Origin of the sequence: Streptomyces sp. SA15, assembly GCF_002291145.1 — a bacterium.
Classification (GTDB): Bacteria; Actinomycetota; Actinomycetes; order Streptomycetales; family Streptomycetaceae; genus Streptomyces.
This window is the reverse complement of record NZ_NTGE01000101.1, coordinates 47,662-69,721: the sequence shown is the minus strand read 5'-3', so window position 1 is coordinate 69,721 and position 22,060 is coordinate 47,662. Positions and strand designations below refer to the sequence as shown.

Below are 22,060 nucleotides of genomic sequence, written 5' to 3'. Positions count from 1 at the left end.
ACTTGAAAGGCACTGCCTAGCACAATTCTCGTACGCCTGTTGAGAAAGGCACCTCTGTGTCACTTACCCGCAGACAGGTCACCAGTGCGGCCTTTGCCGCTGTTCCTCTTGGCTTTTCGGCCCATGGAACCGCTGTTTCGCACGAAAGGTCCCGGACTCTCTTCGTCGCCGGTGATTCCACCGCGGCCCAGAAGTACGCCCCCGCCGCCCCCGAGACCGGGTGGGGCATGGCGCTTCCGTTCTTTCTGCACAAGGATCTGGGCGTCGCCAATCACGCCGTGAACGGGCGTAGTTCGAAGAGCTTCGTCGACGAAGGGCGGCTCGATGTCGTCCTCGGGGCGATCCGGCCCGGCGACTTTCTGATCATCCAGTTCGCTCACAACGACGAGAAGGCGGACGACCCTACTCGTCACACCGAGCCCTGGACGACGTACCAGGACTATCTGCGCCAGTACGTCGACGATGCCCGGGCCCGTGGTGCCCGGCCCGTGCTCGCCACACCCGTCGAGCGCAGGAGGTTCGACGCGGGCGGCAACGCCGTGTCGAGTCACGGCGACTATCCGGCGGCGATGCGTGCGCTCGCCAAGGAGGAGCGCGTCGCCCTGCTCGACCTCCAGGCCCTGTCCCTCGCGCTGTGGCAGCGGCTCGGCGTCGAGGAGACGAAGACGTACTTCAACTGGACCGCGACCGAGCAGGACAACACGCACTTCAACCCGCCCGGCGCGATCGCCGTGGCGCGGCTCGTGGCCCAGGAACTGCTGCGTACGCGGGTGCTCGCGCCCCGCGATGTGCGCCGGCTGGACGAGGAGATTCCCGCGTCCTGGATCACCTGGCCGCAGGCCGCCGCGTAACACCCCCGCACCCCTGTTCCCAAAAAGGAGAGCCGCACAATGCGCGCACAGACATGGCATGAGCATGTCATTACAAAGAAGGTGGCCGTTCTGGCCGGCTGCACCGCCCTCGTGCTGTCCCTGACCGGCACCGCCGCCCAGGCCGGCGCCGACTCCGGCTCCCGCGACCTCGGTCGTCAGGTCCTCGGCGCGAACGACGGCTGGGGCTCGCAGGGCGCGGGCACGACCGGTGGCTCGGCCGCCGAAGCCGAGCACGTCTACACCGTCACCACCTGGGCGGAGTTCAAGGCCGCGCTCGCCGCCGGCGGCTCTGCACCCAAAATCATCAAGGTCAAGGGCATGATCGACGCCGTCTCCGAGGGCTGCGAGGCCTTCGTCGCCGGCGGCTACGACCTCCAGCAGTACCTCAAGGACTACGACCCGGCCGTCTACGGCAACGACAAGGTCGCCATGGGGCCGCAGGAGGACGCGCGGGTGGCGTCCGCCGCCAACCAGAACTCGGAGATCAAGGCCTTCATCCCCAGCAACACCACCATCGTCGGCGTCGGCAGGAACTCCGGCATCCTCGGCGGCAGCCTCCAGATCTTCGGCGTCTCGAACGTCATCCTGCGCAACCTCACCATCGAGGCCCCGCTCGACTGCTTCCCCAAGTGGGACCCGACCGACGACAACAAGACCGGCAACTGGAACTCCGAGTACGACACCGTGGTCGTCTACGGCAGCGACCACGTGTGGCTCGACCACAACACGTTCACCGACGGGCGCTACCCCGACAGCGAGCGGCCGGTCTACTTCGGCAAGGTCTTCCAGCAACACGACGGCCTGACGGACATCGTGCGCGGCTCCAACTACGTGACCGTGTCCTGGAACCGCTACGAGAACCACGACAAGAACATGCTGATCGGCAACGGCGACGGCCTCGCCGCCATCGACGCCGGCAAGCTCAAGGTCACCATGCACCACAACCGCTTCGACGGGATCCTCCAGCGCTCCCCGCGGGTGCGGTTCGGACAGGTCGACGTCTACAACAACCACTACGTGGTGAACGAGGAACAGAAGTCCGACTACTACATCTTCGGTGTCGGCATCTCCTCGCAGCTCCACGCCACCGACAACGCCATCTCGCTGCCGCCCGGCACCAGCGTCGGCAAGGCGCTGAAGAAGTGGAACGAGTCCCCGCTGACCGCCGAGAACAACTACGTCAACGGGAAGCTGACGGACCTGATCGCCGTGCACAACGCCGAGATCCCCGGCGAGACGCTCCAGTCGGGCGCCGGCTGGAAGCCGACCCTGCGCACCAAGGTCGACTCGCCCAAGGCGGTCCCGTGGATCGTCGGCAACCGTGCGGGCGCCGGACGCCTGCGCTGACGTACCCGACCGGCAGGCCGGGACGCGCCGCCGTCCCGGCCTCCGGCCCTCGGATCCCCGGTCCTCGGATCCCCGGCCCTCGAATCCCCGGCCCTCGGATCCCCGGCCCTCGGATCCCCGGCCTTCCGGCCGACACCCCAGCACAGCCCCGCACTGCGAAGGAGCACCCGCATGCCCTCGCCCCACCTCCAACTCCCCCTTTCCAGAAGGGGATTCATGATGGCGAGCGCCGGAGCGGGCGCCGCGCTCGGCCTGGCGCCGACCCCCGCGCGGGCCGACGGCGCAAGGCGTCCGTTCGGTCGGTACGGATCACCGGCCACGCGCCTCACCCCGCAGACTCTGTACGTCCACCCGGGCGGCGCCGGTGACTTCACCACCGTCCGGGACGCCGTGGCCGCCGCGACCGGCAGCGGATACACGCTGGTCATCGCCCCGGGCACATACCGGCAGACGGTCGCCGTCGACGCCACCCGTACGGACATGACCTGGATCGGCGCGAGCGAGAACCCCCGCGACGTCGTCATCGTCCACGACAACGCGGCCGGCACCCCCAAGCCCGGCGGCGGCACCTACGGCACCACGGGATCCGCCACCACCACCGTGCAGGCCGCCGGTTTCACCGCCCGCTGGATCACCTTCGCCAACGACTGGCTGCGCGCCGACCACCCCGAGATCACCGGCACCCAGGCCGTCGCCATCAAGGTCCAGGGCGACCGCTCGGCCTTCCACCACTGCCGCTTCCTCGGCCACCAGGACACCCTGTACGCCGACTCGACGGCCCTGACCGCCTTCGCCCGCCAGTACTACTCCCACTGCTACGTCGAGGGTGACGTCGACTTCGTCTTCGGGCGGGCGACCGCGGTCTACGAGAACTGCCACTTCCGCACCCTGAACCGCACCGACCTGGGCGGCGCCCCGTACGGCTTCGTCTTCGCGCCCTCGACGGCGGGCGCCAATCCACGCGGCTACCTGGTCGTCCGCGGCCGGATCAGCAGCGAGGCACCCGACGCCCACTACAAGCTGGCCCGTCCCTGGGTGCCCAGCTCCGACACCACCGCCCGCCCGATGCTTACCGTCCGGGAGACCCACATGGGCCCCGGCATCGACGCGGTCGCGCCCTACACCAACATGCGGGAGGCCCATCCCTGGCAGACCATGCGGTTCGCCGAGTACCGCAACACGGGGCCGGGTGCCGTGATCACGGTTCCGGAGAACCGGCCCCAACTCGCCGCCAGCGAAGCCGCGTCCCACACCAAGCGGGCCTACCTCGGCGACTGGAGGCCGTATGCGTAGAGCCGCTGCCCTCCTGGCGTGCGTGTGCCTGTGCCTGTTCTGGCCGACCCAGGCCTCCGCCGCCGAGCGCGGCCCCGTCGGTTGGGCCTCGACCGGTCCCGGTACCACCGGCGGTGCCGACGGGACCACCTGGACCGTGGACACCCGTGCCGAGCTCAAGGAGGCCCTGGCCAACCACGGCGACCCCACCGCGTCCAAGGTGATCCGGGTCGTCGGCGACATCGACGGCCATGAGGCGGACGACGGTTCACTGCTCGGCGAGCAGGACTACGCGCCCGGGTACGACCTGGGCAAGTACATGTCCTGCTTCGGCGAGGACGGGGCCGTCTGGTCCGACACCCGTCACGACTACTGCAAACAGCAGCGTCAGCTCCGCCAGACCGGTTCGAACAAGGAGAAGGCGCAGATCCAGCTGACCGTGCCGAGCAACACCACCTTGGTCGGCGTGGGCCGCGACGCCCGGCTCCTCGGGGTCTTCCTGACCGTCAACACCGGCACGAACATCATCGTGCGCAATCTGCACCTCGAAGCTCCCGTCGACCACTTCACCACCTGGTCGCCGGGTGACGGTACGCGCGGCAGCTGGAACGCCCGTTTCGACGCGATGACCGTGATCACGGGCGAGAACATCTGGGTCGACCACTGCACCTTCACCGACGGCCGCTTCCCGGACCGCGAGGCGCCCCTCGGCTTCCACGGCGAGCGCGTCCAACGGCACGACGGGCTGCTCGACATCGAGGACGGCTCCGACTTCATCACGGTCTCCGACAGCCGATTCGCCGACCACGACAAGGCGATCCTCATCGGGTCGGGGGACGGGCGCGGCGATCGGGACCGCGGGCATCTCAAGGTGACCTTCGTCCGGAACCTCTTCACCGACATCGTGCAGCGCGGCCCCCGCGTCCGCTTCGGCCAGGTGCACGTCGTCAACAATGTCTACCGGGGCCGGGCGGACGGCACCCTGTACGCGCTCGGCGTCGGCGTGGAGTCGTCGGTCTTCTCCGAGCGGAACGTCTTCAGCTACCGGCGGGGCGCGTCGTCGCTCGCTGTCGCGGACTACGGCGGCGAGCACTTCCGGGACACCGGCTCCTGGTTCAACGGCCGGCCCGCCCGCCTGAACGCGGTGGCGAGCGGCCTCGGCCTGACCGACGACGTCGGCTGGGACCCCGCCGACGTCTACGACTACCGGCCCCTCACCTCCCGGTCGGCGGTCGAGCACCACGTCCTGCGTCATGCCGGTGCCGGGAGGCCGGATGCGTGAGCCGTTGGGTTCCCTGAAAGGCGAGCTGAACTTCCCGCTCGCCTGGGGTACTTCACCGGTCCGCGACTTCAAGGCCTGGCGCCGCGCCGCCCGTTCCAAGGTCGAGGAGCACCTCCTCGTCGACCGGCAGGACGGGACACCGTACGCACCCGAATTCACCCCCGGCTCCCAAGGAGGCGCATACGCAAGGGAGTTGGTGACCCTCTCCCTCACCCGTCACGAACGCGTCCGCGGTGCCCTGCTCACCCCCCACGGCACCGGACCCTTCCCCGCCGTACTCCTCCTCCACGATCACGGGTCCAGGTTCGACATCGGGAAGGAGAAGCTGGTCCGGCCCTGGTACGACGACACCCGGCTCGCCTCCGCCCAGGACTGGGCGGACCAGCACTTCAGCGGGCGGTTCCTGGGCGACGAGCTGGCCCGGCGCGGATACGTGGTCCTCTGCCTGGACGCGCTCGGCTGGGGCGACCGCGGCCCCATCACCTACGACCAACAACAGGCCCTGGCCTCCAACCTCTACCACCTCGGCTCCTCGCTCGCCGGACTCATGGCCCGCGAGGACGCCCGCGCCGCCGGATTCCTGGCCGGCCTCGACCGCGTGGACGCCCACCGGGTCGCGGCCGTCGGCTTCTCCATGGGCGCCTACCGCGCCTGGCAGACCGCCGCACTTAGCGACCACATCGCCGCCGCGGCGAGCGTGTGCTGGATGACCGGGCTGAAGGAAATGATGGTGCCCGGCAACAACACGCTGCGCGGGCAGTCGTCGTACTACATGCTCCACCCGGGCCTGCCCCGGTTCCTCGACTTCCCCGACGTGGCGGCCATCGCCGCACCCAGGCCGATGCTGTTCTTCAACGGCGGGCTCGACCCGCTGTTCCCCGCCGACGGCGTACGGGTCGCGTACGACAAGCTGCGTGCGGTCTGGCGCTCGTGCCGCGCCGAGGAGCGGTTGTGGCTGAAGACGTGGCCCGACCTGGGCCACGTCTTCACACGCCATATGCAGGACGAGGTCTTCGCGTGGCTCGACGCCGTCCTGTGATCCACCGCGTCAGTGCCGTACCGGCCTGATCGACTCCAGCGTCGGCACCACCGGCGCAATCGTGCCGTCGGCCGCGAACTTCATGCGGTCGATCGTCGTCTCGCGGTGCATGCCGTCGCCGCCCGGCTTCCCGGGGCCGTTCAGGGCGAACCGGTGGTAGACGATGTACCAGTCGTCGGTGCCGGGCGCGTTCACCACCGAGTGGTGGCCGGTGCCGAGGATGCCGTAGTCGGGGCGCTTGGACAGGATCGTGCCCCGCTTGGTCCACGGGCCGAGCGGGGACGGTCCGGTCGCGTAGGCCACGTGGTAGTTCTCGCTACGGGTGTCGTCCTCCGACCACATGAAGTAGTAGGTGCCCTTCCGCTTGATCACGAAGGAGCCCTCGCGGAAGTTGTCCGGGGTGATGTCCTTCACCTGCGAGGCGTCGAAGGACACCATGTCGTCGTTCAGCGGTACGACATATCCGCGGCCGTTGCCCCAGTAGAGATACGACGTGCCGTCGTCGTCCGTGTAGACCGCGGGGTCGATCATCTGGCCCTTCAGCGAACCGCCCTTCGCCACCAGGGGCTTGCCGAGCGCGTCCTTGAACGGGCCGGCCGGGGAGTGGGCCACCGCGACGCCGATCTGCTGCTCGGCGCAGAAGTAGAAGTAGTACTTGCCGTTCCGTTCGGCGATCGCCGGCGCCCACGCGTTCTTGTCCGCCCAGGTCACGTCGGGCCCGAGGTCCAGGATGACCCCGTGGTCCTTCCAGTGGACCAGGTCCTTCGACGAGTACGCCTTGAACTTCGTCCCGCTCCAGCCCTGGAAGCCGTCCGTCGTCGGGTAGATCCAGTATTCGCCGTTCAGATAGTGCACGTCCGGGTCGGCGTTGAGGCCGGGCAGGACGGGACTGCGGGTCGAGACCGCCTCGACCGTCCAGGTGCGGGTCGTGCCGTCGGCGGCTCTCACGGTGTATGTCTGCGGCTTGCGGAAGTCGCGGTGCGTGCCGGACCTCGGGCTCAGCGTCGCCCCCTCACCGACCCACAGCTTCGGGGCGAGGCCGCGCAGTTCCGCGTTCGGCTCCATCGGCAGCACGACCTTCGACGCGGCCTCGGTGACGATCGCGTACCCCTTCTGGCCCTTCGCTGTCGCGTCCATGACGGAGGCGGGAGTCGACGGGTAGGCGGCGAGCAGGCGGTCGTACTCCTCCTGCGTCACCGGGAGCACGGTGCCGTGCCGGGGGCTGGCCGGCAGCTGGTAGTTCGTGGACGGGGTCCACTTGCCCGAGTCGAGGTCGGTGGTCTCGAAGGGGATGTAGCCGCGGCCGCCGTACTCGTCGATGAACAGGTACCACTTGTTCTCGGTGTTGGACTTGAAGACCGTCGGGCCCTCACCGCGGTCCATCGCACCGCTGCCGATGCAGTCCGCGACGAAGTCGTACTTGGCCGACGTCAGGCTCGTCGACTTCTCTCCGGTGATGAACTTGGCGCAGGGCGAGCTGGAGGTCGGGTCCCGCTCGTCCTTGGTGTAGCGGTAGTAGGTGTCCTTGTGCTTCACCACCGTCGAGTCGATGACCGAGTAGCCCGGGTCGTTCCAGACCTTCGGCTCGCTGAAGGTACGGAAGTCCTTCGTGGTGGCGTACATCATCTTGTTGTACGTCGATCCCGTGTGGTCGGGGTCGTCGTCGGCGTACAGCTTCGACGCCCAGAAGACGACGTACTCACCGAGCGAGTCGTCCCAATAGGCCTCCGGCGCCCAGGTGTTGCCCGCGTTGTCGGGGGAGACCTTCACCAGGCGCTGGTCGGTCCAGTGGACCAGGTCGGTGGACTCCCAGACCATGATCGACTTGCTGCCGTGCCGCTGGACTTGGTCCCAGCTGCCGCTGGAGTTCTTGTACATCCGCAGGTCGGTGGCGATGGCGTAGAACTTGTCGCCCTTCGGGGAGCGGATGACGAACGGATCACGCAGCCCCTTCTCGCCGATGGTGGAGGTGAGGACCGGCTTGCCCCCGTTGAGCTCGCGCCAGTGCAGCGGGTCGTTGCCCCGGCTGAGGGCGTACCGGATCTGCTCGCCGTCGGCGGTGCCCTCACCGGTGAAGTAGGCGAAGAGATAACCGGCGTACTTGGGCTGCTGCTTCACGGGTGGTGCTGCTGATTGGGCGGTGCTGGGGGGTATGGCGAGCAGGGAGAGAAGGAGGGCCAGGAAGGGGGCCAGGAGCGTGCGGGCGGTACGGCTTCGCATGACACATCCTGTGGGAGTGTGGGGGTTTCTGTTGGGTTCGCCTTGGGAGTGTCATCGCAGGAGGTCAGCTGGTCAATCGGTGTGCGTGGGGCGAGGGGGAGCGAAAGTTTCGATCGTTTTCGCGGGGCGGCAACCTTTTCGGCCACCGGCGGCGACCTGATCTCAGAAACGGGCCGGGGCGGCCCCTCCGGCCCGTTTCGTCCTCCCGATGTCGACGAAAGGAACGTTCCGTGCGTCTAGGCACCGGACGCCACCGCAGGACGCGGACCCTGTCGATCGCCGCGGCGGTGGCCGTCGCCTCGGGGGCGAGCGGCGTCTACCTCGGCCTCACCGAGGGTGGCGCCCGGGCCGCCTCGACGACGGTCACCGTGTCCACCACCGCGCAGCTGGAGTCGGCCGTCAGGAACGCGGCCGCCGGCACCACGATCCAGGTCCGCGGCGGGACGTACCACCCGACGGCGACCCTGAAGTCCACGGCCAACGGCACCGGTTCGGCGCGGGTCACGCTGCGGGCGTACGGCGGCGAGAAGGTGAGGATCGACGGCTCCAGGCTGCCCGACGGCTCCTGGCTGGCCGAGATCCACGGCGACTACTGGACCGTGCAGAACCTCACCTTCCAGAACTCGCCGGCGCAGGGGTTCGTCGCCACGTCGTCGGTGGGCGGAGTCTTCAAGAACCTTGTCACGGCGAACAACGGCGACTCCGGGTTCACCCTGCGCGGTGACGGTACGACGGACAACCTCGTGCGGAACCTGGACAGTCACGGCAACTACGACCCGGCCGAGCACGGTCAGAACGCCGACGGGATCGCCATCAAGTTCGGCTCGGGTGTCGGCAACGTCGTGGAGGGTGCGCGCCTGTACAACAACTCGGATGACGGGCTCGATCTGTGGCAGTTCTCGTCGCCCGTCACCATCAAGGACTCGCGGGCCTTCGGCAACGGCAGGAACCGGTGGGGGGACGCGGCGTTCGAGGGCGACGGCAGTGGGTTCGAGTTGGGCGGGGGAGGGGCTTCGGTGGCGCACAAGGTGGAGAACAACGCGGCTTGGGACAACGCGCGGCACATCGATACAGCCCCGCGCCCCTGAAGGGCGCGAACGCCCCCGTCGGTCGTCAGCGGCGGGGGCGTTCTCGTGACCGGTCGAGGGGGGGGCTCGACCGGTGCGTCCGGCGGGCCCAAGGGGGGCTTTGCCCGGCCGGAGTTGTGGGGATCAGCGGTAGCTGATGTCGGAGCTCTTGAACTTGCACGTCTTGCCGTCGGGGCCCGTGCCCAGCTCTGTGGGCTCCTTGCCGGAGTTGTTGCCCTTGAAACGGACGCAGGTCTTGGTCTTCTTCTTGGCGTCGCCGTGGATACGGATCCTGGACAGCGTGGCGGTGTCCCCGTAGTTGGCGTTGACGCCGACGATCGCCTTCAGCGGCGCCGTCACGTCGATGTCGCTCAGCACGATCGTCCGCTTGTGCTGCGTCTTGCAGTTGCCGCAGGAGCGGACCAGCTTGCCCGAGTTGTGGACCTGGAAGCCGGTCACGGTCAGCTTGCCGGCCCCGTTGAACTGGAGCACCTTGTCGGCGCCGTTCTTCGCGCCGCCGCCGATGACCTTGTACACGGCCGACGACGACTTGCCCTTGAAGCTGGCGGCGTCCTCGCCGACGTCCAGCCACCATACGTTCTGCAGCGTGCAACTGCCCTTGCAGTGGACGCCGTCCGCGCCCGGGGTGCCGATGATCACGTTCTTGAGTAACGCTCCGTCGGCCAGCTCGAAGACCGGATCCTGGCCCTCCTCCTGGCCACTGCCGCCCAGCTCGCCGGCGCCGTAGAACTTCTTGAGCTTGCCGTCGTACGTGCCGGACACCTTGATCGTCGACGAGACGGCCTTGCTGCCCTTGGCGGCCGGCCACGACGAGGCCGCGCCCGCGGAGGACAGCATCGTCGTGGTGACGATCGCCGCCCCCGTGATGCCGAGAGCGGAGGCTCCGGCGATCACCGCGCGCCGTTTGGTGACCCGGCGGCGGTGGCGGACGGGCTGTTCAGCTCGTGCAGTCATGCCCATTTCCTTGCGTGGGAGAGGAACTTTGCGTTTCCTGGTCGCCACTGGTGTGGAACGGGTTGCCGCGTCTGCAGACTTTCTTTACGAATCTCCGCCGTCGGACGAGTCGTTGTCGTCCTGCGCCGCGAAGTCGCCCTCCACATCCGCCTGTTCGGACCCCGCGGTCGCCGTCGCCGTGTAGGCGTCGTCCTTCGCGTCCCGGCCGCCGCGCTGGTGGTTGTACTGCCCGGCGAACACCCACTCGCCCTTGGGGACCGTACGGCCCTCCTTGAGCACCCAGGTGTAGACGAGGAAGCCGTCCCGCTCGCCGACCGTCAGTGTGAAGTCGTCCTCGGGGAGCGAGCGCCAGGCACCGGCGTTGGTGACACCGCCGGTCTGCGCGACCTTCAACTCGACCGTGAGGGAGGCAAGTTGCTCGGAGGTCTTGAGGGTGATGTTGCTCTGCGCCCAGAAGTCGTTGCTGTGCGGGTCCACCGAGCCGTCCGACCACAGCGGACCGTCCTCGGTGCCGGAGGCCGGCGGCGCCGCGGTGACCGACGTACTCGGCGTCCGCGCGGGCGACTTGCTCGGCTCGGGCTCCTGGGTGCTCGGCTTCGGGTTCACCGGCGGCTCGGGCGCGCGGCTCGTCGCGTCCGGCGACGGCGTGGGCGTCGCCGTGACCGCGATCTTCTGCGGGGGAACCTCGTCCTTCACCGCGGAGGCGACCGCGTAGCCGCCGACCCCCAGCACGCCCGCGACCGCCGCGGTGGCGCTCACCACCCGCACCCAGCCGAACACCGGCGGACGGGTCGCCCGATGGTCGGGGCGGGCCTGTTCGGTCATACCGCGCTCGATCCGCGCCAGGATGCGCGCGCGGTCGGGCTCGTGCGCCCCGGCCGCCTCGTGCAGCCGGGCGCGCAACTCGTCGTGCACGTCCCGCCGCATGGTCATCGGTCCCTTCCGGCGTCGCCGGTGCGCGCCATCGCCGCGTGCACTCTCTGCGGAGCTGCCTGTGTTCCGAGCAACCGCTGCAGTTCGGCCATTCCCTTCGAGGTCTGGCTCTTCACCGTACCGACCGAGACACCCAGGGCGAGCGCTGTGTCCTTCTCGGAGAGGTCGAATGCGTGCCGCAGCACCACGCAGGCGCGTTTGCGGAACGGAAGTCTACGCAACGCCTCCTGGACGTCGACCACCCCTGCCACGTCCGGGTTCTCGGCCTTCTCCTCGCGCTGCGACCAGAACAGCGCGACGCGCCGCCGTTCGCGTACCGCGCTGCGGATCCGGGTACGGGCCAGATTGGCCACGACCCCCCGCGCGTACGCCGCCGGATGGTCGGCCGCGCGCACCCGGTCCCAGCGGTGCCACAGCGCCAGTAACGCGTCCGCCGCCAGGTCGTCGGCGGCGTCCGCCTCACCCGTCAGCAGATGGGCGAGGCGGGACAGTTCGGCGTAGTGGCGCTCGAAGAAGGCATGGAACTCCACGGAGGCGGCGTCGTCGACGACTGTGCCCACGGGCGACCTCTCCTCACGGCGACTCGGGCGCCCCCGGCGCCTGTGTGTGTCATGTGTCTGACATGTGATCATCCGGGGGTGGCCCGGACGAGATCCGGAAGCGTAGCAGTGATGGACTGCTTGGTTCGTACGGGTCTTCGAACACTGTCTGGAGGTCCGACGCTCACAGTCTGGAGGTCCGACGCCGATTCCGTAACACGGAGAAAACCTGAAACAGGTTCAACGAGGGAACAATCCAGCCAGCATCCGCACACCGATCATTCAGGCACCAAGGAGCAGCAGTCATGTCCGAATCGCAGAAGGTGGCCGACCGGTCAAGTGCCCCGCCACCAGCGGCGAACAGCGTCGACCGGTTCTTCAAGATCTCCGCGCGGGGATCCACCTTCGGCCGTGAGATACGCGGCGGCTTCGCCACGTTCTTCACGATGGCCTACATCCTTGTCCTGAATCCCATCATCCTCGGCAGCGCGAAGGACAAGTTCGGCCAGCAGCTCGACGCCGTCCAACTGACCACCGCCACCGCCCTGGTGGCCGCGGTCATGACGATCATCATGGGCGTGGGCGGCAACCTGCCCCTCGCGCTCGCCGCCGGCCTCGGATTGAATGCGGTCGTCGCCTTCCAGATCGCCCCGCAGATGAGCTGGGACGACGCGATGGGCCTGGTCGTCCTGGAGGGCCTGCTGATCTGTGTGTTGGTGGTGACAGGGCTGCGCGAGGCGGTCATGCACGCCATTCCGCAGCCCCTCAAGCAGGCGATCAGCGTCGGTATCGGCCTGTTCATCGCCTTCATCGGCTTCGTCGACGCCGGGTTCGTCACCCGTATCCCGGACATCGCGAACACCACCGTCCCGGTCCAGCTCGGCGGCACCGGCACCCTCACCGGGTGGCCGATTCTCGTCTTCTGCCTCGGCGTCCTGCTGACGATCGGACTGCTCGCCCGCAAGGTCAAGGGCGCCATCCTGATCAGCATCGTGACCATGACGATCCTCGCGATGATCATCAACTCGATCGCCGACATCAAGGCCTGGGGCCTGACCACCCCCGACTGGCCCGACAAGATCGTCGACACCCCCGACTTCGGACTGATCGGTCACTTCAGCCTGTTCGGCGCCTTCGACGCGCCCGGCGTCGGCGTCGTCACCGTCGTCCTGCTGATCTTCACGCTGATCCTGTCCGACTTCTTCGACACCATGGGCACGGTCGTCGGCATCAGCGCGGAGGCCGGACTCCTCGACGAGGAGGGCAAGGTCCCGAACCTCGGCCGGGTGCTGCTCATCGACGGTGCCGCGGCGGTCGCGGGCGGCGCGGCCTCGTCCTCCTCCGCCACCTCCTACATCGAGTCGGCGGCGGGTGTGGGGGAGGGCTCGCGCACCGGCTTCTCCAACCTGGTCACCGGCGGCCTGTTCGCCCTCGCCCTGTTCCTGACCCCGCTGCTGACGATCGTCCCGCTCCAGGCGGCCGCTCCCGCCCTGGTCGCCGTCGGCTTCCTGATGATGACGCAGGTCAAGCACATCGACTGGGACAAGTACGAGATCGCCATCCCGGCGTTCCTGACCATCGCCGTGATGCCGTTCACGTACTCCATCACCAACGGCATCGGCGCCGGCTTCCTCGCCTACGTGGTGATCAAGACGGTTCTCGGCAAGGCCAAGGAGATCCACTGGCTGCTGTGGGGGACCTCGGCGCTGTTCCTGGTGTACTTCGCGATCGACCCGATCGAGCAGATCCTGGGCGCCAAGTGAGGTCTGGGGGACAGCTCCTGTACAGCTCCTGTCGGGGCTGTCCCCCGGCTCCTAGTTCAGCGCCGCCTCCATCACGGCCTTGGCCACCGGTGCGGCCAGCCCGTTGCCGCTGACCTCCGAACGGGCCGCGTTCGACTGCTCCACGATCACCGCCACGGCGACCTCCTTGCCGGTCGCGTCGGACTTGCCGTACGACGTGAACCAGGCGTACGGCGTCTCGCTGTTGTTCTCGCCGTGCTGGGCCGTACCGGTCTTGCCGCCCACCGTCACGCCGGAGATCTGCGCGTTCGTGCCGGTGCCCTTCTCGACCACCGTCTGCATCGCCGACTGCAGTTGCTCGGCGGTCGAGGAGCTGACGATCTCCTTGGCGCTCGTGTTGTCGTCGTAGTCCTCCAGGACGTCACCGCCGCTGTCGGTGATCTGCGACACCATGTGCGGCGAGAGGAGCTTGCCGCCGTTGGCTATGGCCGCCGACACCATGGCCATCTGCAAAGGGGTCGCCGTCACGTCGAACTGGCCGATGCCCGTCAGGGCCGTCTGCGCCTCGTCCATGTCCTTCGGGTACACGCTCTCGTACGCCCGCACCGGTACGTCCTGCGTCGCGTCGTTGAAGCCGAACTTCTCCGCCATCGCCCGGACCTTGTCCTGGCCCAGGTCGACGGCCATCTTCCCGAAGACGTTGTTGCAGGAGTACTGCAGGGCCACCCGGATCGAGGCGTTCGCGCAGGGAGCCGACAGGTTCTCGTTCGTCAGCTTGTCGGTCGACTGCGGCAGCGGGTACGGGTTCGGGCTGTCCGTCTTCTCGTCCACCGACGAGTACAGCCCGTCCTCCAGCGCGGCCGCCGCGACGACCAGCTTGAACGTCGAGCCCGGCGGCAGCGGCTGGCGCAGCGCGCGGTTCGTCATCGGCTTGTCGGGGTTCTTGGTCAGCTGTGACCAGGTGTCGGTGTCGCCCGTGCTGATCGTCGACGGGTCGTACGACGGCGTGGAGACGACCGCGAGGATCCTGCCGGTGGCCGGGTCGATCGCGACGGCGGCGCCCTTCTTGTCGCCGAGCGCGTCGTACGCCGCCCGCTGCGTGGCCGGGTCGATCGTCGTGATCACGTCGCCCGGGTCGGCGCGCTTGTTCGTGACTGTGTCCAGCACGGTCTTCAGCCGGTTGTCCGTCCCGTCGAGCAGCTCCTGGTAGACGCCCTCCAGCTGGGTCGCGCCGTACACCTGCGAGCTGTAGCCGGTGACGGCCGCGTACAGACTGCCGTCCGTGTACGTCCGTTTGTACTTGAGGTCGCCGCTCGTCGTGCGGGCCGAGCCGGTGACCGACTTTCCGCCCACGACGATGTTGCCGAGCGGCTCGCTGTACAGCTCGATCGCGTTGCGCCGGTTGTTCTTGTTGTCCGCGAGCGCTGTGCCGTCGTAGAACTGCACCCAGGTCGCCCTGATCAGCAGAGCGAACACCAGCAGCAGCGTGAAGACGGAAGCGCGCCTGATCGTCTTGTTCATCCCGCTCGGACAGACGATCGGGGGCGGGCGGAGCGTTCCCTTCCGCCGGAATTCCGCCGGAATTCTCATCGGGTGTTCATGTGCGCGGCCTTCAGGCCGGTGGAAGTCACCCCTCCAGCGTCAGCACGACCTCGTCGATCTCCTCGCCCCGGGCCTGCGCATACCCCCGGGCCCGCTCGCTCGCCCGGAAGCCGCACTTCTCCAGCACGCGCAGCGACCCCTCGTTGTCCGCGGCGGCACGGGCGTACAGCGGGCGTTCCGGCACCTCGGCCACCAGGTCGCGCAGCGCGGCGGTGGCGATGCCCTGGCCCCAGTACGCGCGGTCGATCCAGTACGTCACCTCGCGCTCGCCCGGCTCCCCGTACACCGCCGCGCTGCCCACCACGTCACCGTCCGCCAGGACGGTCCGCGCGACGGCGTCCGAGGAACGGATCCGTTTCCAGAGTGCGTCGAAGGCGTGCCAGTCGGCGGGATCCTTCGCGGTGAAGGCCGCCATGCGGAGGGCCTCCGGATCGTTCATCTGCCGGAAGAAGACCGGCAGGTCGCTGTCGTGGACCTCGCGGAGCGCGACTTCCATCGGTCAGAGCCTCCTGGTGGCGAGCGTGAGCCGGTCGCGGGCGTCGAACAACGCGTCTTTCACCATCTGCTCGTGGGCCGGGGTCAGCCGCGCCACCGGTACCGAGCAGCTGATCGCGTCGCGGGCCGGCGTGCGGTAGGGGATCGCCACGCCGAAGCAGCGCAGCCCCAGCGTGTTCTCCTCGCGGTCGACCGCGAAGCCCTGCTCCCGCACCTGGTGCAGCTCCTCGATGAGCTTCTCCCGGTCGGTGATGGTGTTCTCGGTCAGGGCGGGCAGCGTCTCGGGCAGCATCTTGCGGACCTGCTCGTCCGTGTACGTGCTCAGCAGCGCCTTGCCGAGGGACGTGGAGTGCGCCGGGAGGCGGCGGCCGACCCGGGTGAAGGGGCGCAGGTAGTGCTGCGACTGGCGGGTGGCCAGGTAGACGACGTTCGTGCCGTCCAGGCGGGCCAGGTGGATCGTCTCCGTCGTGTCGTCCGACAGCCGGTCCAGCGTCGGCCGGGCCGCCGCGACCACCTCGTCACCGTCGATGTACGAGGTGCCGACGAGCAGGGCCCGTACGCCGATGCCGTACCGCGTGCCCGTGGCGTCCGTCTCCACCCAGCCCAGCTCCACGAGCGTGCGCAGCAGCATGTACAGGCTGGACTTGGGGTACCCGACGGCCTCCTGGACCGCCGCGAGGGAGTGCATACCGGGGCGTCCGGCGAAGTATTCGAGCAGTTCAACCGTCCGTACCGCGGATTTGACCTGCGCCCCGCCGCCTGTCTCGGCTGCCGACATCGCCCTTGACCCCTTCGTTCGACGGGAAATAGTCTCCAACAGCATATTCATCATCAGAGACAGCGTTCAGTATATCGAACGACCCTGGTGGATGACCTGGCACACTGAGCCATACAAGCAGCAATACATACGTGGAGGGACCCGCGGTGGCAGCAGCACCAGTCTGGAGTGTCGACCCCCGAACCGGGAAGCAGCGTGAACAGGTTGCGGTGGAGGCCACAGCCCAGGAGGTCGACGCCGCCGTCCGCGCCGCGCACGACGTGCGCGGTTCCCTCGCCGACCGCGCGGTCCGCTCGGCCTTCCTGCGCGGCGCCGCCGACGGCCTGGAGGCGGCCAAGGACCAGCTCGTCGAGGCCGCCGACGCCGAGACGGCGCTCGGCCCGGTCCGGCTGACCGGCGAGCTCGCCCGCACCTGCTACCAGCTGCGGGCCTTCGCGGACATCGTCGACGAGGGCGCCTTCCTCGACGTCGTGATCAACCACCCCGACGACACCGCGACCCCGCCGATCCCGGACCTGCGCCGCTACAAGGTGCCGCTGGGCGTCGTCGCCGTCTACTCGGCCTCGAACTTCCCCTTCGCCTTCTCGGTCGCCGGCGGCGACACCGCGAGCGCGCTGGCCGCGGGCTGCCCGGTCGTGGTCAAGTCCCACCCCGACCACCCGGCCCTGTCCGAGCTGGTCGCCGCCGTGCTGCGGCGGGCCGCCGGCGAGCACGGCATCCCCGAGGGCGTCCTGGGCCTCGTCCACGGCTTCGAGGCGGGCATCGAACTGATCAAGCACCCGCTGGTCTCCGCCGCGGGCTTCACGGGCTCCATCCGGGGCGGACGCGCCCTCTTCGACGCGGCCGCGGCCCGTCCGGTGCCGATCCCGTTCCACGGCGAGCTGGGGTCGCTGAACCCCGTCGTCGTCACGGAGGCGGCGGCCGCCGAGCGGGCGGAGACGATCGGTGCCGGGCTGGCCGGGTCGATGACGCTGGGCGTCGGGCAGTTCTGTGTGAAGCCGGGCCTGGTGCTGGTGCCGTCCGGCGCCGCGGGCGACGGTCTGGTCAAGTCGCTCACGGACGCCGTCAGCAACACCGACGCCGGCGTGCTGCTCGACCACCGTATGCGGGACAACTTCGTCGCCGGGATCGCCGAGCGCGTCGAGCTGCCGGACGTCGACTCGCCGGTGACGCCGGGGGCGGGCGGCGAGCACACGGTGAGCGCGGGCTTCCTGACCGTTCCGGCCGAGAAGCTGGCGCGGGAAGGGGAGCACGACCTGCTGCTGGAGGAGTGCTTCGGGCCGGTGACCGTGGTCGCCCGCTACGAGGACGACGCCGAGGCGCGGGCCGTGCTGTCGCGGCTGCCGGGGAATCTCACGGCGACGGTTCAGCTGTCCGCGGAGGAGGCGGCGGGTGAGGGGCGCGGCGCTGAGCTGCTCGCCGAGCTGACTCCGCTTGCCGGGCGTGTGCTGGTGAATGGGTGGCCTACGGGTGTCGCTGTGGCTCCGGCTCAGCATCACGGGGGGCCGTATCCGGCTACGACGTCGACGTCGACCTCTGTCGGCGGGACGGCGATCGAGCGGTGGTTGCGGCCGGTTGCGTATCAGAATGCGCCGGAGGCGTTGTTGCCGGCTGAGCTGAAGGATGACAACCCGCTGGGGCTGCCTCGGCGATTCAACGGGCGTCTGGAGCGATAGCGCCGTTGGGGGTGCGGTTGATTGCGGACTGCGGGACCGTCGTGGTTGGTCGCGCCCACGCGGCGGAGCCGCATATCGATACAGCCCCGCGCCCCTGAGTCACTCGAACCTGGCCGGAGATATTTGCTTGATGGACGTGGAACTTCCCGAACTGCCCTTTCCCCTCCGTACCTACGGACCCGACGGCAACTGGTCCTACGAGGGCGGAGTCCTCACCGGATGGGCCGGGCCCCGGCAGGATCGGTTCGTGCCGCCCACCGGTGAGGCCCTCGACCCCGCCTCCGACGCACCGCGTCTCCTGGGCGCCCCCGAAGGGGACTTCCAGCTGATCGCCCGCGTCACCGTCGGGTTCGCCGGGGCCTTCGACGCCGGGGTGCTCTACGTCCACGTCGGCGAGCGGGCCTGGGCCAAGTTGTGCCTGGAGTACTCCCCGGACGTGCCCACCGTCTGCACGGTGGTCACCCGGGGGCACTCCGACGACGCCAACTCCTTCACCGTGGACGGGAGTTCGGTATGGCTGCGGGTGAGCCGCACCGGGCGGGCCTTCGCCTGCCACGCCTCCCGGGACGGCGAGCGGTGGACCTTCGTCCGGCTCTTCACGCTGGGGGACGAGAAGGAGAGCGACGCCGCCCTGGTCGGCTTCATGGCGCAGTCGCCGATGGGGGAGGGCTGTGTGGTGACGTACGACCACCTCGAGTTCCGGCCCAGTTGGCCGAGCGATCTTCGAGACGGAAGCTGAGCACACTCGTCGTAGCAGGCTGGGAACCGCGCCCGCCGCGGACACGTCCTCCGCTGCATGATCAGCGAACGCGTGACCGGAAGCCGGGTGATCCGCACCGTCCTGCCCGCCGAGGCCGAGGCCGTGACCGCGCTGCACGCGCGGGCCCGGGCGGCGTATTACCCGGATTACCCGGACGGTGTCGTCCCGGACGGCGGCACCGACTGGCTCGCCGCCTGGCGGTCCGCTCTCGCGCGGCCCGACGGGCGTGTGCTGTGCGCCGTCGAACAGGGGCGGATCGTCGGCCTCGCCTCCTTCCGCACCCCAGAGGGCGCCGCCGCGGAGATGGTCAAGCTGTTCCAGTTCCATGTCGACCCGGACCGCTGGCGCTCCGGCGTCGGTACGGCCCTGCACGCGGCCTGTGTGGAGGAGTGGCGGGCCGACGGACGCCGCATCGCCGTCCTGGACGTGCATGTCGGCAATCGGCGGGCGCAGGCCTTCTACGCCCGCCAGGGCTGGGAACCGGACCCGTACCACCCGCCCGCCGACGGGGATCAGCATCTCTTCCTGCGCTATGCGGTCGCCGGGGAGTGAGCCGGAGAGTGATCCGGGGAATGAAGCCCGCTGCTTGAACGTTCATCAACTAATCGGAGGGAGTCTCCGTACCCGTACGACTTGGAGTGAGCCGACACATGCGCGTCGAGATCTGGACCGACATCGCCTGTCCCTGGTGCTACGTAGGAAAGGCCCGCTTCGACAAGGCGCTCGAGGCGTTCCCGCACCGCGACCAGGTCGAGGTGGTGCACCGTTCCTTCGAGCTGGACCCGAGCCTTGCCAAGGGTGACATTCAGCCCGTGATCACGATGCTCACCAAGAAGTACGGCATGAGCCAGGCGCAGGCCCAGGCGGGCGAGGAGAACCTGGGCGCGCAGGCCGCCGCCGAGGGCCTGGACTACCGCACCCGGGGCCGCGACAACGGCAACACCTTCGACATGCACCGGCTGCTCCACCTCGCCAAGGAGCAGGGAAGGCAGGACGAGCTGATCCAGATCCTCTACCGGGCCAACTTCGCCGAGGAGCGGTCCGTCTTCTCCGAGGGCGACGAGCGGCTGGTGGAGCTGGCCGTCGAGGCCGGTCTCGACGCCGACGCCGCTCGCAAGGTGCTCACCGACCCGACCGCGTACGCCGACGAGGTCCGCGCCGACGAGCGCGAGGCCGCCGAGCTCGGCGCGAACGGCGTTCCCTTCTTCGTCCTCGACCGCAAGTACGGCGTCTCCGGCGCCCAGCCCGCCGAGGTCTTCGCGCAGGCACTGACGCAGGCCTGGGGCGAGCGGCCGCCGCTGAAGCTCATCGACGACGGTGGTGCGGACGCGTGTGGTCCCGACGGCTGTGCGGTGCCGCAGCGCTGAGAAGCTGGGAACGGTGCAGGTCAGGGCCGACGTATAAGCGTTCCTTAGTGGAACCACGTAAAGATTCGCAATGGACGAGGGGATCCGAGGGGCCCACAGTGGTTCCTATGGAGACCTTCGAGAGCCTCGTCCGTGCCGAGTTCGCCCCGAAGAACACCTATCTGAACACCGCGAGCACCGGGCTGCTGCCCGCCCGTACGGTCGCGGCCATGCATACGGCCGTGGAGGCCGCCGCAGCCGGGCAGCCGACCGACATGTTCGCGGACGTCGAGGCGAGCCGGGCCTCCTTCGCCCGACTGGCCGGGGTTCCCGTCGGCCGGGTGGCCGCCGGGGCCTCGGTCGCCGTCTACAGCGGGCTGGTGGCCGCATCCCTGCCCGCGGGTGCCGAAGTCCTCACTGCCGAGGGCGACTTCAGCTCCCTGGTGAACCCCTTCCACGTCCGCGGCGACCTGAAGGTCCGCAGCGTGCCGCTGGAGCGCGTCGCCGAGGCGGTGCGGCCCGGAACGGCGCTGGTCGCGGTCAGCGCCGCCCAGTCGGCGGACGGCCGGGTCGCCGACCTGACCGCCGTCCGGGCGGCGGCGCGCGAGCACGGGGCGCGTACGTACGTCGACGCGTCCCAGGCCGCCGGATGGCTGGACTTCACCGCCGACGCCTACGACTACGTCGCCTCCGTCGCCTTCAAGTGGCTGGTGTGCCCGCGCGGGGTGACCTTCCTGGTCGTCCCGGAGGACCTCGGCGGACTCCCGTCGCTGTTCGCCGGCTGGGTGGCGGGGGAGCGCCCCTGGGACGCCTGTTACGGTCCGGTCGAGGATCTCGCCCACTCCGCCCGCCGGTTCGACGAAAGCCCCGCCCTGTTCTCCTACGCCGGCGCCCGTCGCTCCCTCGCCCTGCTGGAGGAGTTGGGCGTGGACGCCGTACGCACCCACGACCTCGCCCTCGCCGACCGCTTCCGCGACGGCCTGCACGATCTCGGACACCAGCCGGTCCCGGCGCCCGGCTCGCCGATCGTCTCCGTCCCCGGCCTCGGCCACCGGCAGTCCGGCCTGAGCAGCGCCGGCGTCGAGGTCTCCGACCGCGCGGGCAACCTGCGCGCCGCCTTCCACCTCTACAACACGATCGCGGACGTCGACCGCCTGCTGGACGTCCTGTCTTCGTAGGGCCTGTCCGGCGGATCCTGCCGGAGGAAAGCGACGGCTCCTGACCAACGTGGCTGAGCGGGGTCTGGTGCGTACAGCTGCAAGGCGGAGGAGGGAGTCGACGCGATGGGGGTCCCCCCGCGCGAGGTTGTTCGAGCGTGGGGGAGTCGGGGACCGACGACAACGCGGCAGATGTGCGTGCCAGACCCCGCGACTTCCGGCAGGATCCGCCGGACAGGCCCTAACCACTGGCGCGGGCCCGTCCGGGGCGCTAGGAAGGGCACCAGGGGTGGGGTGGTGCCGTTGGAGTCCACGGGCAAGACGTCCGTCGAACCGGCCGCCGACGCGGAGCTGCGGCGGCGGCTGGTGTACGGCGACGAGTCCGCGCTGGCCGAGGTGTACACGGCGTACGGCGAGCTGGTGCGACGCGTGGCCGTGCGGGTCACCCGCAGTCCGGCCGCCGCCGAGGACGTGGCGCAGGAGGTCTTCGCCCACCTGTGGAGCAGACCGTACGCCTTCGACGCGGGCCGCGGCAGCCTGCGCACCTGGCTGTCGGTGCTCGCGCACCGGCGGGCCGTCGACTGGGTGCGCAGCGAGGCCCGGCACCGCAAGGACGCCCACGCCGACGACCTGGCGCTGCACGCGATCGCCGACGCGGCCCCCGGCCCCGACGAGACGGTCGTGGACCGGGAACGCTCCCTGCTGCTGCACTCCGCGCTCGCCGAACTCCCGCAGCCCGAAAGGGAGGTGGTGCACCTGGCCTACTTCGCCGGCCGCACCTACCGGCAGGCCGCCATCGAACTCGGCATCCCCGAGGGCACCGCCAAGACCCGCATGCGCAGGGCCTTACGCACCTTGGCCGCATCCTTGGCGGATTCACCCGACCCACCCGATCCGGCGTGGGAAAAGGGCGCATGATGACGAGCAGGGAAGCCGGGCAAGCCACGGAAGGAGGCGT

Annotated in this window: 19 protein-coding genes and 1 pseudogene; 13 read left to right on the top strand and 7 right to left on the bottom strand. The window is 69.3% G+C overall.

What is annotated here, in order from left to right; translation table 11 throughout:
* The first annotated feature begins 56 nt into the window (after positions 1 to 56).
* From CLM62_RS23005 to CLM62_RS22985, 5 genes are all read left to right on the top strand, one after another.
* Positions 57 to 851, top strand: a complete 795-nt coding sequence (locus CLM62_RS23005) for a rhamnogalacturonan acetylesterase (protein WP_095751800.1) — start codon at positions 57 to 59, stop codon at positions 849 to 851.
* Positions 852 to 890: 39 nt separating this feature from the next.
* Positions 891 to 2,219: a polysaccharide lyase family 1 protein gene (locus tag CLM62_RS23000; protein ID WP_095751799.1), complete on the top strand. Its 1,329-nt coding sequence runs from the start codon at positions 891 to 893 to the stop codon at positions 2,217 to 2,219.
* A 171-nt stretch (positions 2,220 to 2,390) separates the two neighbouring features.
* The gene (locus CLM62_RS22995) at positions 2,391 to 3,512 is read left to right on the top strand and encodes a pectinesterase family protein (protein ID WP_095751798.1); all 1,122 of its coding nucleotides are present in this window, start codon (positions 2,391 to 2,393) and stop codon (positions 3,510 to 3,512) included.
* A complete protein-coding gene (locus CLM62_RS22990; RefSeq protein WP_095751797.1) occupies positions 3,505 to 4,773 on the top strand; it encodes a polysaccharide lyase family 1 protein in 1,269 nt (422 codons plus the stop codon). The genes CLM62_RS22995 and CLM62_RS22990 overlap by 8 nt, the downstream gene beginning before the upstream one ends.
* Complete coding sequence (locus CLM62_RS22985; protein WP_095751796.1) at positions 4,745 to 5,812, top strand: dienelactone hydrolase family protein; 1,068 nt, start codon at positions 4,745 to 4,747, stop codon at positions 5,810 to 5,812. Before CLM62_RS22990 ends, CLM62_RS22985 begins: the two co-directional genes overlap by 29 nt.
* A 9-nt stretch (positions 5,813 to 5,821) precedes the next feature.
* Here the strand turns inward: CLM62_RS22985 and CLM62_RS22980 are convergent, their stop codons facing one another.
* Positions 5,822 to 8,032, bottom strand: coding sequence for a family 43 glycosylhydrolase (locus CLM62_RS22980; protein ID WP_095751795.1), 2,211 nt, complete (start codon positions 8,030 to 8,032; stop codon positions 5,822 to 5,824).
* A 230-nt stretch (positions 8,033 to 8,262) separates the two neighbouring features.
* On the opposite strand from CLM62_RS22980, the pseudogene CLM62_RS22975 reads away from it, so the two are divergent.
* Positions 8,263 to 9,090 (top strand): annotated as a pseudogene (locus CLM62_RS22975) (right-handed parallel beta-helix repeat-containing protein); the annotation flags it as partial.
* A gap of 153 nt (positions 9,091 to 9,243) precedes the next feature.
* Here the strand turns inward: CLM62_RS22975 and CLM62_RS22970 are convergent.
* From CLM62_RS22970 to CLM62_RS22960, 3 genes are all read right to left on the bottom strand, one after another.
* On the bottom strand, positions 9,244 to 10,074 hold the full coding sequence (locus tag CLM62_RS22970; RefSeq protein WP_095751794.1) for a pectate lyase: 831 nt from the start codon (positions 10,072 to 10,074) through the stop codon (positions 9,244 to 9,246).
* 84 nt (positions 10,075 to 10,158) lie between these two features.
* Positions 10,159 to 11,007, bottom strand: coding sequence for a hypothetical protein (locus CLM62_RS22965; protein ID WP_095751793.1), 849 nt, complete (start codon positions 11,005 to 11,007; stop codon positions 10,159 to 10,161).
* The gene (locus tag CLM62_RS22960) at positions 11,004 to 11,567 is read right to left on the bottom strand and encodes a SigE family RNA polymerase sigma factor (RefSeq protein ID WP_095751792.1); all 564 of its coding nucleotides are present in this window, start codon (positions 11,565 to 11,567) and stop codon (positions 11,004 to 11,006) included. The genes CLM62_RS22965 and CLM62_RS22960 overlap by 4 nt, the downstream gene beginning before the upstream one ends.
* 284 nt (positions 11,568 to 11,851) lie before the next feature.
* On the opposite strand from CLM62_RS22960, the gene CLM62_RS22955 reads away from it, so the two are divergent.
* Positions 11,852 to 13,309 carry an NCS2 family permease gene (locus CLM62_RS22955; protein ID WP_095751791.1) on the top strand — a complete coding sequence of 486 codons (1,458 nt, stop codon included), beginning with the start codon at positions 11,852 to 11,854 and terminating at the stop codon, positions 13,307 to 13,309.
* A 51-nt stretch (positions 13,310 to 13,360) separates the two neighbouring features.
* Here CLM62_RS22955 and CLM62_RS22950 read toward each other — a convergent pair whose 3' ends face one another.
* The 3 genes from CLM62_RS22950 to CLM62_RS22940 all read right to left on the bottom strand — a co-directional run bounded on the left by CLM62_RS22950 (position 13,361) and on the right by CLM62_RS22940 (position 16,163).
* Positions 13,361 to 14,809, bottom strand: a complete 1,449-nt coding sequence (locus tag CLM62_RS22950) for a penicillin-binding protein 2 (RefSeq protein WP_095751790.1) — start codon at positions 14,807 to 14,809, stop codon at positions 13,361 to 13,363.
* A 106-nt stretch (positions 14,810 to 14,915) separates the two neighbouring features.
* Complete coding sequence (locus tag CLM62_RS22945) at positions 14,916 to 15,386, bottom strand: GNAT family N-acetyltransferase (RefSeq protein WP_095751789.1); 471 nt, start codon at positions 15,384 to 15,386, stop codon at positions 14,916 to 14,918.
* 3 nt (positions 15,387 to 15,389) lie between these two features.
* Positions 15,390 to 16,163 carry an IclR family transcriptional regulator gene (locus tag CLM62_RS22940; RefSeq protein WP_095751788.1) on the bottom strand — a complete coding sequence of 258 codons (774 nt, stop codon included), beginning with the start codon at positions 16,161 to 16,163 and terminating at the stop codon, positions 15,390 to 15,392.
* 146 nt (positions 16,164 to 16,309) lie between these two features.
* On the opposite strand from CLM62_RS22940, the gene CLM62_RS22935 reads away from it, so the two are divergent.
* The 6 genes from CLM62_RS22935 (at position 16,310) to CLM62_RS22910 (ending at position 22,020) form a co-directional block, all read left to right on the top strand.
* Positions 16,310 to 17,839 (top strand): aldehyde dehydrogenase (NADP(+)), encoded by a 1,530-nt coding sequence (locus tag CLM62_RS22935; RefSeq protein ID WP_095751787.1) that lies wholly within the window; start codon positions 16,310 to 16,312, stop codon positions 17,837 to 17,839.
* A gap of 130 nt (positions 17,840 to 17,969) precedes the next feature.
* Positions 17,970 to 18,578 carry a DUF1349 domain-containing protein gene (locus CLM62_RS22930; protein WP_095751786.1) on the top strand — a complete coding sequence of 203 codons (609 nt, stop codon included), beginning with the start codon at positions 17,970 to 17,972 and terminating at the stop codon, positions 18,576 to 18,578.
* A 57-nt stretch (positions 18,579 to 18,635) separates the two neighbouring features.
* Complete coding sequence (locus tag CLM62_RS22925; protein WP_179382196.1) at positions 18,636 to 19,151, top strand: GNAT family N-acetyltransferase; 516 nt, start codon at positions 18,636 to 18,638, stop codon at positions 19,149 to 19,151.
* Positions 19,152 to 19,249: 98 nt separating this feature from the next.
* The gene (locus tag CLM62_RS22920) at positions 19,250 to 19,966 is read left to right on the top strand and encodes a DsbA family oxidoreductase (protein ID WP_095751785.1); all 717 of its coding nucleotides are present in this window, start codon (positions 19,250 to 19,252) and stop codon (positions 19,964 to 19,966) included.
* 107 nt (positions 19,967 to 20,073) lie between these two features.
* Complete coding sequence (locus CLM62_RS22915; RefSeq protein WP_095751784.1) at positions 20,074 to 21,123, top strand: aminotransferase class V-fold PLP-dependent enzyme; 1,050 nt, start codon at positions 20,074 to 20,076, stop codon at positions 21,121 to 21,123.
* Between the two features lie 282 nt (positions 21,124 to 21,405).
* Positions 21,406 to 22,020 (top strand): sigma-70 family RNA polymerase sigma factor, encoded by a 615-nt coding sequence (locus CLM62_RS22910; RefSeq protein ID WP_257004025.1) that lies wholly within the window; start codon positions 21,406 to 21,408, stop codon positions 22,018 to 22,020.
* The last annotated feature ends 40 nt before the right edge of the window (positions 22,021 to 22,060 follow it).

Bases quoted from the DNA above. Each gene is read 5' to 3' on its own strand.
- CLM62_RS23000 (WP_095751799.1), top strand. From the start codon at position 891: ATGCGCGCACAGACATGGCATGAGCATGTCATTACAAAGAAGGTGGCC.
- CLM62_RS22995 (WP_095751798.1), top strand. From the start codon at position 2,391: ATGCCCTCGCCCCACCTCCAACTCCCCCTTTCCAGAAGGGGATTCATG.
- CLM62_RS22990 (WP_095751797.1), top strand. From the start codon at position 3,505: ATGCGTAGAGCCGCTGCCCTCCTGGCGTGCGTGTGCCTGTGCCTGTTC.
- CLM62_RS22985 (WP_095751796.1), top strand. From the start codon at position 4,745: ATGCCGGTGCCGGGAGGCCGGATGCGTGAGCCGTTGGGTTCCCTGAAA.
- CLM62_RS22980 (WP_095751795.1), bottom strand. From the start codon at position 8,032: ATGCGAAGCCGTACCGCCCGCACGCTCCTGGCCCCCTTCCTGGCCCTC.
- CLM62_RS22970 (WP_095751794.1), bottom strand. From the start codon at position 10,074: ATGACTGCACGAGCTGAACAGCCCGTCCGCCACCGCCGCCGGGTCACC.
- CLM62_RS22965 (WP_095751793.1), bottom strand. From the start codon at position 11,007: ATGACCATGCGGCGGGACGTGCACGACGAGTTGCGCGCCCGGCTGCAC.
- CLM62_RS22955 (WP_095751791.1), top strand. From the start codon at position 11,852: ATGTCCGAATCGCAGAAGGTGGCCGACCGGTCAAGTGCCCCGCCACCA.
- CLM62_RS22950 (WP_095751790.1), bottom strand. From the start codon at position 14,809: ATGAACAAGACGATCAGGCGCGCTTCCGTCTTCACGCTGCTGCTGGTG.
- CLM62_RS22945 (WP_095751789.1), bottom strand. From the start codon at position 15,386: ATGGAAGTCGCGCTCCGCGAGGTCCACGACAGCGACCTGCCGGTCTTC.
- CLM62_RS22940 (WP_095751788.1), bottom strand. From the start codon at position 16,163: ATGTCGGCAGCCGAGACAGGCGGCGGGGCGCAGGTCAAATCCGCGGTA.
- CLM62_RS22930 (WP_095751786.1), top strand. From the start codon at position 17,970: ATGGACGTGGAACTTCCCGAACTGCCCTTTCCCCTCCGTACCTACGGA.
- CLM62_RS22925 (WP_179382196.1), top strand. From the start codon at position 18,636: ATGATCAGCGAACGCGTGACCGGAAGCCGGGTGATCCGCACCGTCCTG.
- CLM62_RS22920 (WP_095751785.1), top strand. From the start codon at position 19,250: ATGCGCGTCGAGATCTGGACCGACATCGCCTGTCCCTGGTGCTACGTA.
- CLM62_RS22915 (WP_095751784.1), top strand. From the start codon at position 20,074: ATGGAGACCTTCGAGAGCCTCGTCCGTGCCGAGTTCGCCCCGAAGAAC.